Here is a 13919-nt window from a genome sequence, read left to right as displayed (position 1 = left end):
CGTCGTTTGCCGCCGGCCTGATACTTGGGCCTGCCTGCCGCCCTGCTATACTCGCCTGACCCTACTCCATCGATTGTCATAACCGAGCCGGGAGATCTGTTTGTCGCGTCTGCTTTTCCTGCTCCTGACCGGCCCGCTGCTGATGGTGGCTTTGCCGTCCCTTGCAGCGCCGGGTGATACCGCTGACACAGATGCCTGGCAGTTGCTGCAGGAAGGTGTCGGCGCGTTTGAGAGGGGAGAGCTGGCACAGGCCCGCCGCCTGCTGGAGCAGGCCCGGGAAAGTGGCCTGGAGTCCAGTGCCCTCTACTACAACCTGGGCGTCCTCTATTACCGGGTCGGTGATTATCGGCGTTCGCGGCAGGCATTCCGTCAACTGCTGGGCACCGAACATGAGGATCTGGCGGGCTACAACCTTGGATTGGTCGCCCTGGCGGAAGGTGACGAGAAGATGGCCCGGGTGTGGTTCGGGCAGGTGTTTGATACCGCAGGGCAGGAGAAACTTCGCCGCCTGGCCGGGCGGCAATTGCAGATCCTGAACCAGACTCAGTCCCCGGCGCCAGCGTATTGGCTGGGTTTGGTCGCCCTGAGCGGCGGTTACGAAAGCAACCTCGCCCTGAGGCCCGACAGTGCGGCATCGGACCTGTCTGATGGCTTCACGGATGTATTGCTGGCCGGCCGTGGTCCTGTGCTGCCTCTCGGAGCGACCGGGGGGAGTTCTGCAGAGGCAGTCCAGCTATCGGCCAGCGTCTTTCGGCGTCACTATCATACTGAACGCGACTTCATTACGGATGCCGCCCAGCTCGGCGTGTCCTGGGTTTCCCGGGGTGTGGCGGAGCGTTATGAGATCGGTGTGGAGCAGCGTTTTTTCCGGGAGGGAGGCGATTCCCGGGAGCTTCATACCGCACTGGTACTCAAATACCAGCAGGATAGCTGTGCAGACGACTATCTGGGCGGCCGGTGTCAGCTTGCCCTGGAAGCCTCATACGTTCGTCCGTTTGATGGGTTCGAGCCGTATGAGGGTATGCGCTACGAAGCAGTGGCAAGCTACCACCATCGCTGGGCCCGGTGGCAGGCCGCCGGGAGCCTGGGGCTGGAGTTCAACCGGCGTGAGGACCTTGCCGGTGACGGGCAGTTCGCCAGCCTGTCACCCCGACGCCAGGAGCTTGGTCTGGAACTGAGCTACCTGGGCTGGGCTGCCTGGATCTTGGGTGGTGGACTGGGCTACCGCTACAGTGATTATCCGGACCCCTATCAGATTACGTCCGACATCGGCTGGGAGTCAGGACGTCGGGTGGATCACCGTTACTCCGTCGAGCTGACAGCGGAGTATTTCCTTACTCAGAGCTGGTCTGTTGTGGCAGCAGCGAGCCATCACAGCAACGACAGCTCACTGCACCAGTATGATTACGATAACGAGGTTTATCGCCTGGGCATTGATTACCTGTTCTAATCGGCCCGATCGGGGAGCTGCCGGACTGTTGCACGCTCCCCGTTCAGGACTCACAAGGTAGCCATGACCTTTCTTGCAGCTGCAATGGTGGCTTCGATGTCCTCATCGCTGAGGGCCGCACTGGTAAAGCCGGCCTCAAAGGCGGACGGTGCCAGGTAAACGCCTTCTTTCAGCATCCCCTGGAAAAAGGCCTTGAAACGCTCAACGTCGCAGTTCATGACCTGGTCAAACCGTGTGACCTCGGGCTCGTCCGTGAAGAACAGGCCGAACATGGCGCCGGCGCTTTGCACCGTCAGAGGGATGCCCGCTTCGTCGGCGGCTTTTTTCAGGCCGTCGCAAAGGGTGCGGGTTTTCGCCGTCAGCCTGTCGTGGAAGCCGGTTTCGGAAATCAGGTTCAGGGTGGTCAGCCCGGCGGTCATCGCCAGCGGGTTGCCGGACAGGGTGCCCGCCTGGTAGACGGGGCCCAGCGGAGAGATGTGTTCCATGATCTCCCGCTTGCCGCCGAAGGCACCAACCGGTAGGCCACCGCCAATCACCTTGCCAAGGGCGGTCAGGTCCGGGGTAATGCCGTAATGGCCCTGGGCGCCGCCGAGTGAAACCCGGAAGCCGGTCATCACTTCATCAAAGATCAGCACTGTACCGTGCTGGTCGCAAACTTCCCGCAGGGACTCCAGGAAGCCTGGTACCGGTGGAATGCAGTTCATGTTACCGGCCACCGGCTCCACGATAATCGCAGCCACCTGGTCTCCGATCTCCTCGAAGGTTTTGCGAACTCCCTCTATGTCGTTGTAGGTCAGGGTAATGGTATGTTCTGCCAGGCTGGCGGGGATGCCGGGTGAGTTGGGTACGCCCAGGGTCAGGGCACCGGAGCCCGCCTTTACCAACAGTGAGTCCACGTGGCCGTGATAGCAGCCTTCAAACTTTACGATCTTGTCCCGACCGGTATAGCCCCGGGCCAGGCGAATGGCGCTCATGGTGGCTTCGGTGCCGCTGTTGACCATGCGGACCAGTTCGATGGAAGGCACCAGTTCGCAGACCTTCATCGCCATCTCGGTTTCGATGGCGGTTGGCGCACCGTAGCCTACGCCCAGTTCGATCTGGGTATGCAGGGCCTGCTTGATGTGCTCGTTGGAGTGCCCGACGATCATGGGTCCCCAGGAGCCCACGTAGTCAATGTAGCGACGGTCATCCTCGTCATACAGGTAGGCACCTTCGGCGTGTTTGAAGAAGATTGGAGAGCCGCCCACGCCCTTGAAGGCGCGTACCGGGGAATTCACACCACCGGGGATGTATTTCTGGGCCTGCTCGAACAGGGTCTCGGAATGGGTCATCTGTAGGCTCCTTGATGGTCGCCGGGGAAAGTTGGTAGTCCGGTCAGGACTCGGCAGTGAGAGTGACCGCAATGCTATCAGAGTTTGAAAAGAGGGTGGTGCTCGGCAAACAGCCGGGTGAATGCCCTGGCCCGTGATTCGATCTGCTCGCTGCTCCCGGCGAACAGGCCGCCGACAACGGCCAGAAGGTCTGCCCCGGACTGGATCAGCGACGCGCCGTTATCCGTGGTTACCCCGCCAATGGCGGTACGTGGCAGGTTCAGGTCTGCCGCCTTGCCCAAAATTACCGCTTCGGCCCGGGGTGCTCCCGGTTTGGTCTCTGAGGTGAAGAACCGGCCGAATGCCAGGTAATCCGCGCCCCTTGTACGGGCCGTCTCTGCCAGGGCGAGATCGCCGTGGCAGGTGACGCCGATAATGGCGTCGGGCCCCAGGATGTGGCGGGCTGTTTCAATGGATCCATCGGTCTGCCCCAAATGAACCCCGTCGGCGCCACATTGCTGAGCCAGGTAAGGGTCATCGTTTATGATCAGCGGAACACCTTCCCTCTGGCAAAGTTCGGTCAGTGCTGTTGCCTGTCGGAGCTTGTCCGCTGTATTGAGGTCCTTTTCCCGGTACTGGATCAGTACGGCACCGCCTCGAATGGCGGCAGCTACACCGGCCACCAGCTGGTGATCCGGCAGCAAGCGGCTGTCAGTGATGGCATAAAGGCCCGGGCGCAGGCCCTTGGCGAAAACAGGTCCTGTCATCCCTGAGCTGCCCAGGTCACACCCCGGTCAGGCACGGGTTGCCCGTGACCAACCGCAAGCGCGTGGTTAATGGCGCCACTGACAAACCGCTGAGCCTGCTCAATGGCATCTTCGAGGGATAGTCCGGCCGCTCGCCCCGCGGCAATGGCTGCGGCCAGGGTGCACCCCGTGCCATGGTACTCGCCGCCTACCCGTTCAATTTGCCAGGATTTTTCCGCCTGGTCCTGGCGGTAGAGTGTGTTGGTGATGAACTCACCGATACCGTGGCCGCCGGTAGCAAGCACGCCCTGGCAGCCCCCGTCCAGCAGGTGCCGCGCGCTGTCTCGCTGGTCTTCAAACCCGCCAAGCTGCGTCAGCTCGATACCGTTGGGGGTAATGACTTCGGCCCGCGCGAAGAGGCGCTGCTGCATGGCGCTGAGGAGTTCATCGTCAGCCAGGTCACCGCCGCCCGCTGCCTTGATGACCGGGTCGACTATCAGCGGGAGCAATGTGTGCTGGTCCAGAAAATCCGCCACTGCATTGACCACCGCAGCATTGCCCAGGGCGCCCGTCTTGACGGCATCGATCCGGCAATCTGCCGCGAGGTACTCCAGTTGCTGCCGAACCAGGTCGGCGTCCACCGCCTCGGCGTTATAAACATTGCGGGTGTCCTGCACCGTCAGGCAACTCAGTACCGGCAGGGGGTGACAGCCAAGGGCGGTGGTGGCCTGTATGTCGGCCTGCACGCCCGCTCCGCCAGACGGGTCCAGTCCGGAAACGATCAGAACCTGGGGGCGTTGATGTAGGTTGATGGCGTAACTCCTCAGAATGGTTTGACCACGGCCAGAATGACCACGATAACCAGGACCAGCACCGGCAATTCGTTGAACCAGCGATAGAATACGTGGCTGCGCCGGTTACGGTCATCCCGGAATACCTTGACCAGGTGGCCGCAATAGAAGTGATAGGCGATCAGTAGCGCCACCAGCAACAGCTTGGCGTGCAGCCAGCCCTGACTGAAATAGCCGGATACATTGTAACTCAGGAGCCAGACACCGAAGATCACCGTGGCGACCATGGAGGGAGTGGTGATACCCCGGTACAGCTTGCGCTCCATGACCTTGAACCTCTCCCGCCCTGGCTGGTCCTCACAGGCGGCATGGTAAACGAAGAGTCTTGGCAGGTAGAAGATGCCGGCAAACCAGCAAACCAGGGAAATAATGTGCAGGGTTTTAACCCAAAGCATGGTCAACTCCGTCGGTATTGGTAGTAGCTCTCGATATCGGACTTGAGCACGATACCGTAAATGCGCTGAATCATCGGTGCGACATGACGCTGCACGTAAAGTGCCTCGGCCTGGGTGGATTCGAACTGGTCCAGCGCTTCTTCCAGGGTCGCCTGGTACTGGATCGGGGCAATGTCCCGGCGGTTTGCTGGCATTTCCATCAGGTCGATTACCTCTGGCAGGGATTTGTCCTCCTCCGCCTGTCGGTTTTTCAGGTGCTCAAGGAAGCGTGCCAGGTCCACAGAGGGTAGCAGGGCAGAGGGCCCGTTACTGCCTTCGACAACCAGCCATTTCGGTTCGCTTTTGAGGAGTTCCCGCGCAGCGTCATAGCTGATTTCCCTGTCGATGCGGGTCACGCTACGATCCATGATGGCGCCCACTGAGACCCGGCGTAACGCCTGGATAATGGGTGAGTTCTGGTAACTGAGGCCCTGATTCTGAAGCATGGTCAGGAAGATTGAGCGCTTCGCGAAGACCTCACTGGTCACCAGTGAGGCGGTTGTAATGACCAGCATCCCCGGCAGGATGATGTTCGGATTGCGGGTCAGCTCCATGAGTGCCATTAGTGCCGCCAGCGGGGCCTGGAGAACCGCTCCCATCATTGCGCCCATGCCGAGCATGGCATAGAAGCCCACGGATGATGCCAGCTCAGGCGCTACCATGGCGCCCACCATTCCCATTGCGGCCCCCAGGGTGGCACCCATGAATATCGTGGGGCCAATAATACTGCTGGGCATGCCGAGGCCGACTGTCAGTGCGGTCACGAGCACCTTGGCGAGGCCGGCGCCAAGCAGGATCCAGAACGGCAGTTCACCATGAATCGCAAGGGAAACGGTGTCATAGCCGATGCCCATGACCTCCGGGATGATCAGGGCGAAGGGCATCATGAGGACGCCCGCCGAAACGACTCGCAGAAAAATGGGCCGATGATTGAAACGATTGGCCCAGGAAAGAATGTGGATAAAGCTGGCGGCTGCAATGGCGATCACTACCGCTAGCGCCAGAATCCAGGGGATTTCCAGAAGTGAGTTCATGGTCAGTGCCGGAACCGAGAACGCCGGTTCGCTGCCGTACACGGCCTGGGTGACAATGGCCGCGCTGACCGCTGACAGGATGATTGGGGTGAAGCCGGCGATGGTGTACTCCATCATCACCACTTCCATGGCGAAAATGACGCCAGAGATGGGGGTGTTGAATGAAGCGGATATTGCTGCAGCGCAGCCGCAGGCTACCAGCGTGCGGATGCTGTTATTGGGAAGGCGCATCCACTGGCCCATCAGGCTGGATACCGCTGCACCGAGATGCACTGCAGGCCCTTCCCGACCCGCTGACTGGCCGGTCAGCAGGGTGCCTACCCCGACTGCGAACTGGACCAGTGCACTGCGAAAGGTGATGTAACCCTGGTGGTAGTTCAGGCGCTCCATGACATGGGCCACCCCTACCTTGCGGTCGCGGGATGCAAGCCAGTGCAGGAGCAAGCCGAGCAGGACCGCCCCGCCCAGTGGCAGGAGTGTGCGGGTAAGCATGGCCAGGTCTTCGTAATTCTCGGCGTCGTTTTCCGGCAACAGGTAGCCAAGGGGAAATTCGATGGCGAACCGGAACAGCAGGATAACGGCGCCGGTAAAGACCCCAGAGAGCAAGCCGAGCAGCGCCAGTTGCGGCAGGGCATCTACTCCGGCCAGTCTCCGGCGGAATCCGGGTATCAGCCTGTCGCTCAGTTTCTGTTTCAGATCGTTCATTACATCGCCGCTGCACACCGCCGTTTCAGCAAGTTAGGACGCATTGTAACCGGCCCTGCCGCCTCTGCAATAAGACACTGGTTTATCATGGTAGACTAAGACGTTAATGATGACGTTCCTTCAGAGCCCTGACCGTGCGGTGGGGTGAAGGCACGCATTGTCATATTCACAGGCCGAGCAGGAGAGATTGGTGATTAAAGCAGGTATTGTCGGCGGAACAGGGTACACCGGGGTTGAGCTTCTGAGGATTCTGGCCACGCATCCGGATGTGGAGGTGTCCTGTATCACCTCGCGATCGGAAGCCGGTATGGCTGTCGCTGATATGTATACCAATCTTCGCGGCTACTACGACCTCAGCTTTACCGAGCCTGACGTGGAGGTGCTTGCAGGCTGTGACCTGGTCTTCTTTGCGACTCCCCACGGTGTTGCCATGCGCATGGCACCTGAATTGCTGGCCAGGGGTGTCCGGATTGTGGACCTGTCAGCAGATTTCCGGATTCGTGACCTGGATGTGTGGGCTCGCTGGTATGGTATGCCCCACGAAACGGCAGAATGGGCAGCGAAGGCCGTATACGGTTTGCCGGAGGTGGCCCGTGAGGCCATCAGGCAGGCCGAGCTGGTTGCCAATCCCGGTTGCTATCCTACAGCGGTACAGTTGGGCTTCCTGCCATTGCTGGAGAATCGACTGGTCCGGACGGGTCACCTGGTTGCGGATGCCAAGTCTGGCGCCAGCGGAGCCGGGCGCCAGGGCAAGGTTGGGATGCTCCATGGTGAGGTAGGCGAGAGCTTCAAGGCCTATGGTGCCTCCGGACACCGGCACCTGCCCGAAATTCGCCAGGGGCTGGAGCAGATGGCCGCTGGCAGGGTAGGGGTCAGCTTTGTACCGCACCTTGTCCCGATGATCCGGGGTATCGAAGCAACGCTCTATGCTGAACTGAATGATCCCGCAGACTTTGATCGCCTGCAGGCGTTGTATGAAGAGCGCTACCGGGATGAGCCTTTCGTCGATGTCATGCCTTTCGGTAGCCATCCGGAGACCCGCAGCGTGCGGGGTGAAAACAGTTGTCGCATGGCGCTGCACCGGCAGGAAGACAGCCCGGTGGTCATTGTTACCTCTGTTATCGACAACCTGGTGAAGGGAGCCGCGGGCCAGGCCGTACAAAATATGAACATCATGTTTGGTCTTGATGAGCGTGCGGGCCTCAGGGTTCCTGCGCTGTTGCCCTGATGGAATTGGCGCCTTGAGCGAAACGCGAAATTCCCGGGATGAGTATGTCATTGTCCCTCGCCGGCGGCACCCGAAGCCCTGGCGGGTGATAGGTGTGTTAATGCTATGCGCCCTTTCGGGTGCCGTTGGTTATGGTGTCGGCTGGTCTCAGGGCGGGCACCGTATCGTGGATGTGGTGCAGACCCGGCCTTCGTTGGCAAGGGAGCTTGCCGAGGTTACCCAGGAGTACGACGAGGTTCGCCGCAGGATGGTGCAGCTTGAGCGGGCCAGTGCGATTGACGAGCAGGCCCTGACGACAGCTCGTAACACCATTGCGGAACTGGAGGGGCGCCAGGCGGCGCTGGAAGCGGACCTCACCTTCTATCGAAAAATCATGGCACCGTCCGAGGTCAGCAAGGGGCTGCAGGTGGATCAACTGAGCCTGCGGCAAGGTAGGGTCGAGGGTCAGTACGCTTTCAAACTGGTATTGACCCAGGTTGGTGACAACAAAAGCTACATTTCGGGCGTCGTGGTAGTGAATATCATAGGGGACCGGAACGGCGAACAGGAAGTGATTCCCCTGCGGGACCTGTCCGGTGACGTGGAGGAGCTGGGCGTGCGTTTCCGCTTCCGGTATTTCCAGGATGTGGAGGGAATGCTGACCTTGCCGGATAATTTTGAACCCTACGAAATCCAGGTGGTTGCCAAGGCTGAAGGAAATAAGGCCTCTGAGGCTGAGCGAACCTTCGACTGGCGGCAAATCACGAGGAATTGAGCATGTTGAGCAGGAAAAAGCAGAAAGGCAGGCGTCCCCAGGGTCGGTTCGATACCCTGATATCGGCAAAGACACGGGTAGAAGGAAATATCCACTTCACCGGTGGGTTGCATGTGGATGGCCGTGTTCAGGGCAGCATCATTGCTGATGAAGAGTCCGGGGCAGCGTTGGTCCGCCTGTCCGAGTGTGGTGAAGTCGAGGGAGATGTCGTCGCTCCCAACATTATCATCAACGGCACCGTAAAAGGTGACGTTTTTGCCCGTGAGCATCTTGAACTGGCGCCCAAGGCCGCCATAACGGGTAACGTATATTACAACCTTGTGGAAATGGCGGCCGGTGCGTCAGTTAATGGCAATATGGTTCACAGCAGGGACCCAGACTCTTTGCCGCGACCTCAGCTGCCGGGTGCGGCGGATAAGCAGAAGCCGGTCGGGCTGCAGGGAGACGACCTGCCGGATGACAGTCCGGGTGAGCCGGGTGCGAACCCGATGGATGAACGGAAGTCAGCCGGTCAGGCTGGTGGAGAATAGTTGATCAAATTGGTCGGGAATACCATAATGGCATCATTCCAGGATGTCAGGAGGCAGAATTGAGCGCAGTTCAGGAACAAATAGCCGTACCCCTGTTTTTCAGCGACAGTGCGGTCGCCAAGGTAAAAGAGCTCGTAGAAGAAGAGGGTAACCCTGACCTCAAACTGCGGGTGTTCGTCACCGGTGGTGGCTGTTCCGGCTTCCAGTACGGTTTTTCGTTCGATGACAGCCAGCAGGAAGACGACACCGCCATCGAGCGGGACGGCGTGACCCTGCTTGTGGATCCTATGAGCTACCAGTACCTGGTTGGCGCAACGATTGACTATCAGGAAGGGCTGCAAGGCTCGCAGTTTGTGGTTCAGAACCCCAATGCCACTTCCACCTGTGGGTGCGGCTCGTCGTTTTCTATCTAGCAACAGTCGGTACCAGCGCACGCCAGTGTGCCGGTACCCGCTCACACTCTGCCGGTAAATCACGCTGGGTAGATGCCCCCCAGAACCCGCGGGCCACTTGCCCCTGTTACTGCAGGCACGTTGCCGGCGAGGCCCTCCATGGTTTGCCTGGCTAGCCAGGCAAAGGCAGCTGCCTCAACCCATTGCGGATCAATTCCCAACTCCGAGGTGGTGCTGACTGAAACCTTGTCTGGTTCCAGTAGATCCCGCAGACGGTTCATCAATGCCACGTTCTTCGCGCCCCCACCGCAGACATAGACCGCCAACGGCCGGGCTTCGGGTAGCTGGCGGGTAATGGTGAGAGCGGTCAGCTCCAGAAGGGTGCGCTGGACGTCAGCAGGATCCGTATCCGGCCACTGGCGTAGCTTCGCATCCAGCCAGGCGGCGTTGAACAGTTCCTTACCGGTGCTTTTCGGGACTGGTCTGTCGAAGTAGGGCTCCTGAAGGAGTCCCTCCAGAATACGAGCTTGCAGCTGTCCGCTGGCCGCCCAGTCGCCGTTACGGTCAAAAGGTTCGCCCAGGTGGTGCTGGGCCCAGCTGTCCATCAGGCCATTGCCAGGGCCTGTGTCAAATCCTCCCCCCGCTGACTCATTGCCGGCGGGGAGCCAGCTGAGATTGGCGATGCCGCCTATGTTGACCAGTGCCCGGTGCTGGGTATCCGAGCCAAAAACGGCATGGTGAAACGCGGGCACCAGGGGCGCACCCTGGCCTCCGGCCGCCATATCCCGTCTCCGAAGGTCAGCGACCGTCGTGATACCTGTGCGTTCAGCGATGATGTTGGGATCACCCAGTTGCAGGGTAAACGGAGTGGCACCATCGGGCACGTGGCGGATAGTCTGACCGTGACTGCCGATTGCCTTTATTGGACCGGATTCCGGGCTCTTGCGGATCAGCGCATTGGCTGCAGTGGCGAAGAGCTCGCCGAGCTCATGGTCGCTATGACCGAGTTCGTCTGGTGTGCCCCGATTCTGGCTGAGCGCTGTCAGGGTCTGAAGGAGCGTGGTGGGAATGGCTTCGGTGTGTGTGGCAATCAAGGAAGCCCTGCCGGCCTCCGTCAGGTCCACCAGCGCGGCATCGACGCCGTCCATGCTGGTGCCTGACATCAGGCCGATGTACAGGGCCACTGGTTTACTGGTCCCGGTCGGAAACGGCTTCCTGGGCCATGGCAATCTGGCGGAAGCCCTCTCCCAGCGTGTTCAGCTGTGCAACCTGCTGTTGAGTGGCGGTCTTGAACCGGGCCATCTCGCTGTCGGGGATCGGGCTCGCCTCCGGCAGGTCGATGGTCCTGGAGTTGCGGGCGACGCCGTTAACCCGGAATTCGTAGTGCAGGTGCGGGCCTGTCACCATGCCGGATGACCCGACGTAGCCAACCGTCTGTCCCTGCTTGACCCGGGTGCCGCTGGAAATGCCCTTGCCCAGGCCGCTCATGTGGGCGTACAGGGTGCTGATGTTGTCACCATGGGAGAGCACCACGGTGCGGCCATAGCCGCCTTTCCAGCCAGCAAAGGAAACTCGTCCATCGCCGGCAGCCTTGATCGGCGTGCCGGGGGGTGCGGCATAATCTGTACCTTCGTGGGGACGAACCACGTCAAGTACCGGGTGGCGACGCTGCAGGTTGAACGGTGATGACACCCGGGCGTTGATGGGTGTGCGCAGGAAAGCCTTGCGCATGCTGTTGCCGTCCGGAGTGTAGTAATCGCTGTCGCCACTGGAATCGGTGTAGTGAAGGGCGACGACTTCGCGGCCACGGTTGACGAAGCGTGCAGCAACAATTTTGCCGTCATCGATTTTTTCGCCATCCAGGTACAGCTCCTCGTAAACCACCTCGAAGCTGTCGCCTTTACGGATGTCGTAGACGAAATCGATATCCCAGCCGAAGATGCCGGCCAGTTCCATGGTGATGCGATCATCCAGCCCGGCTTCTTTGCCAGCCAGGTAAAGGGAGCCTTCAATCTCTCCGGAGGCGAACGCCAGTCTTGGCTCGGGCTCTGCCATTACCGTTTCACCGACATAGCCTTCTTCAGCAAGGGTGATTAGTAGTGACTCAAGCCGGCTACGGTCCAGGCGCACCTTGACCAGCTCACCCTGTTCGTTGGTGGCAAAGGCCAGCGTTTCGCCAACATAGAGGTGTTGCAGTTTGTCGGCTTCGCCTTCGCCATGGATGACGGCAAGCATCAGGCGGTCATTGAATCCGGCCTGCTTGAACAGGGAAGACAGGGTATCGCCCCTCTCAACCTTCAGTTCGCTCCAGGTCAGAGCCGGTTCGGCCGGTTCGGTGGGAGCGTCTGCTACGGACTCTTCTGGTGCCTCGGCGGTTGGCTTGGTGTCTGTCGCCGTCGGGGCTTCAGCCGGCTGGGAGGGTGCGGATTTTTCCGGGCTTGGTGAGCTGGCCTGTTCGGACCGTGCTGTCAGTTGCAGTGCCGATACGGGCTGTCCAGGCTTTTCCAGGTCCAGGTTGACAGTCATGCGCTTGGCTTCGACATCAGCACTGGGGCTGAAAACCAAAGTGGCGCCCACCACGAGACTGATACCGGCGGCGGCGATGAGATGGAGCTTGGGGAACGTTTTGATCACGTCGAAAACCTGTATTTTTGTCGCTACGTCGGTAGCTTGTATGATCTGATTCAAGTTCTGGCTCAAGTATAGAGCAAGCAGAATCGTATAAAAAGCGCTCGCCGTCACAGCGAAAAACAGCGTAACGGCAGATTTTCCCGATTCGGCTGATATAATCCGCGACTTCTTTTCTGTGTCCGGGCAGCCGGTGACGCGTTAAATGTATCAGGGTTTGCCGTTACGCTCAGCTTACTTTTGTTGAGGTCTGTAACGGCAGCGCCCGTTTTTGCTATGGGGTTCGAGGATTATGGCATCGATAGAGGAAGCGCTGGCGATCATCAAGCGTGGTGTGGATGAGCTGATTCCCGAAGAAGCTTTGGTCGAGAAGCTGAAGCAGGGTCGCCCGCTGCGCATCAAGGCCGGGTTTGATCCCACGGCTCCTGACCTGCACCTTGGTCATACTGTATTGATTAACAAGCTTCGCCAGTTCCAGGACCTGGGGCACGAGGTTATCTTTCTCATCGGTGACTTCACTGGAATGATTGGTGACCCTACGGGCAAGAGCGCAACCCGGCCGCCGCTGACTGAGGAGCAGGTGCGGCAAAATGCCATCACCTATAAAGAGCAGGTGTTCAGGATCCTTGATCCGGAGAAAACCACCGTTGTCTTCAATTCCGAGTGGATGGGCAAGATGACGGCGGCGGACATGATTCGCCTGGCCGGCCAGTATACCGTAGCCCGGATGCTGGAGCGGGATGATTTCGACAAGCGCTACCGCGCCGAGCAGCCCATTGCCATTCACGAGTTCCTTTATCCGCTGGTTCAGGGTTACGACTCCGTCGCACTGAAAGCTGACGTCGAACTCGGTGGTACCGACCAGAAATTCAACCTCCTCATGGGGCGTATTCTGCAGAAGCACTACGGCCAGGAACCCCAGGTCATTTTGACCATGCCGATCCTTGAGGGGCTTGATGGTGTCCAGAAGATGTCCAAGTCCTTGGGCAACTACGTGGGTGTCAGTGATACGCCGGGCGAAATGTACACCAAGCTTCTGTCCATGCCGGATGAGTTGCTGTGGCGGTACTTCGAGTTGTTGAGCTTCCGCCCGCTGACTGAGGTGGCGGAGTATCGCAAGGCCGTTGAGGGCGGGGCGAATCCCCAGGAATTCAAGAAGATCCTCGCGGAGGAAATCATTACTCGTTTCCATGACGCGGAAGCGGCAGCCAGCGCCCATAAGTCTGCGGGTAACCGGGTGGCGCTTGGCGAGATCCCCGAGAACGTTCCGGAAGTTGAAGTGTCGCTCGATGGCCAGGATAGTCTGCCAATCTCGGCGGTGCTTCGGTTGGCCGGGCTGGTGAAGAATGGTGCAGCGGCGAAGGATGTGCTCGGGCGGGGTGCTGTCTATATAGATGGGCAGCAGCTCGAAGATGTCGGTCGGCAGTTCTCCAGGGGCGAGAATGTGGTGATCCAGGCTGGCAAGAAGAAAATTGCACGGGTTTTGGTTACCGATTGAGCGATTCTGAAGAAAAACGAACTTTTTTCAAAAAGGTCGTTGACAGAAAACGGTGGGGCTGTAGAATGCGCCCCACTTCGACAGGGAACGCCGGCGACGGCGGAACCGGGAAGGGAAGTAAGCGGTTGTAAGGTTTGGGTTTTTTCGGTGTAAGGCTTCTTCGGAAGCGGCGACAAAAACTTCAAAATAACCGTTGACAAGGTAGCGATCTGATGTAGAATACGCGGCCTTGATTGAGCAGACGCTCAACGCTCTTTAACAAGTTGACCAAGTAATTCGTGTGGGCGCTGGCCGAGACCATCTGGCAACAGATATCGAGGCAGCGACTCGTCGAAATATGAGTTTTGTCTTGAGCAAGA

General features: G+C 59.4%; 13 protein-coding genes. 6 read left to right on the top strand and 7 right to left on the bottom strand.

The genetic code is table 11. The annotated features are described in order from the left end of the window. Positions 1-100 precede the first annotated feature (100 nt). Positions 101-1450 (top strand): tetratricopeptide repeat protein, encoded by a 1350-nt coding sequence (locus tag BM036_RS16300; protein WP_091854318.1) that lies wholly within the window; start codon positions 101-103, stop codon positions 1448-1450. Positions 1451-1500: 50 nt separating this feature from the next. Here the strand turns inward: BM036_RS16300 and hemL are convergent, their stop codons facing one another. The 5 genes from hemL to BM036_RS16275 form a co-directional block, all read right to left on the bottom strand. After that, entirely contained in the window at positions 1501-2781 is a 1281-nt protein-coding gene (hemL, locus tag BM036_RS16295; RefSeq protein WP_091854316.1) for a glutamate-1-semialdehyde 2,1-aminomutase, read from the bottom strand. Positions 2782-2858: 77 nt separating this feature from the next. After that, complete coding sequence (gene thiE / locus BM036_RS16290) at positions 2859-3527, bottom strand: thiamine phosphate synthase (RefSeq protein ID WP_091854313.1); 669 nt, start codon at positions 3525-3527, stop codon at positions 2859-2861. Further along, positions 3524-4291 (bottom strand): bifunctional hydroxymethylpyrimidine kinase/phosphomethylpyrimidine kinase, encoded by a 768-nt coding sequence (thiD, locus tag BM036_RS16285; protein WP_281247034.1) that lies wholly within the window; start codon positions 4289-4291, stop codon positions 3524-3526. The genes thiE and thiD overlap by 4 nt, the downstream gene beginning before the upstream one ends. Before the next feature lie 38 nt (positions 4292-4329). Next, the gene (hemJ, locus tag BM036_RS16280; RefSeq protein WP_245742692.1) at positions 4330-4758 is read right to left on the bottom strand and encodes a protoporphyrinogen oxidase HemJ; all 429 of its coding nucleotides are present in this window, start codon (positions 4756-4758) and stop codon (positions 4330-4332) included. Further along, positions 4755-6530, bottom strand: a complete 1776-nt coding sequence (locus tag BM036_RS16275; protein WP_091854308.1) for a chloride channel protein — start codon at positions 6528-6530, stop codon at positions 4755-4757. The genes hemJ and BM036_RS16275 overlap by 4 nt, the downstream gene beginning before the upstream one ends. Positions 6531-6720: 190 nt before the next feature. Here BM036_RS16275 and argC point away from each other — a divergent pair, with 190 nt between their 5' ends. The 4 genes from argC to erpA are packed head-to-tail and all read left to right on the top strand — an operon-like array spanning position 6721 to position 9455. Then, positions 6721-7758: an N-acetyl-gamma-glutamyl-phosphate reductase gene (gene argC / locus BM036_RS16270; protein WP_091854307.1), complete on the top strand. Its 1038-nt coding sequence runs from the start codon at positions 6721-6723 to the stop codon at positions 7756-7758. Positions 7759-7771: 13 nt separating this feature from the next. After that, a complete protein-coding gene (locus BM036_RS16265) occupies positions 7772-8512 on the top strand; it encodes a DUF6776 family protein (RefSeq protein ID WP_091854306.1) in 741 nt (246 codons plus the stop codon). Between the two features lie 2 nt (positions 8513-8514). Continuing rightward, on the top strand, positions 8515-9042 hold the full coding sequence (locus BM036_RS16260; protein WP_091854304.1) for a bactofilin family protein: 528 nt from the start codon (positions 8515-8517) through the stop codon (positions 9040-9042). 59 nt (positions 9043-9101) lie between these two features. Then, entirely contained in the window at positions 9102-9455 is a 354-nt protein-coding gene (gene erpA, locus BM036_RS16255; protein ID WP_091854302.1) for an iron-sulfur cluster insertion protein ErpA, read from the top strand. Positions 9456-9514: 59 nt separating this feature from the next. Here erpA and BM036_RS16250 read toward each other — a convergent pair whose 3' ends face one another. Both BM036_RS16250 and BM036_RS16245 read right to left on the bottom strand, forming a co-directional pair. Further along, the gene (locus BM036_RS16250; protein WP_091854300.1) at positions 9515-10618 is read right to left on the bottom strand and encodes an anhydro-N-acetylmuramic acid kinase; all 1104 of its coding nucleotides are present in this window, start codon (positions 10616-10618) and stop codon (positions 9515-9517) included. A 4-nt stretch (positions 10619-10622) separates the two neighbouring features. Continuing rightward, entirely contained in the window at positions 10623-12068 is a 1446-nt protein-coding gene (locus tag BM036_RS16245) for an OapA family protein (RefSeq protein ID WP_091854298.1), read from the bottom strand. 286 nt (positions 12069-12354) lie between these two features. On the opposite strand from BM036_RS16245, the gene tyrS reads away from it, so the two are divergent. After that, positions 12355-13560: a tyrosine--tRNA ligase gene (tyrS, locus tag BM036_RS16240; RefSeq protein ID WP_091854296.1), complete on the top strand. Its 1206-nt coding sequence runs from the start codon at positions 12355-12357 to the stop codon at positions 13558-13560. Positions 13561-13919: the final 359 nt, after the last annotated feature.

The sequence above is a fragment of the Marinobacter segnicrescens genome, from assembly GCF_900111555.1.
Lineage (GTDB): Bacteria > Pseudomonadota > Gammaproteobacteria > Pseudomonadales > Oleiphilaceae > Marinobacter > Marinobacter segnicrescens.
Note: the sequence above shows the minus strand (reverse complement) of the source record. Positions and strands in the feature narration are given on the sequence as shown.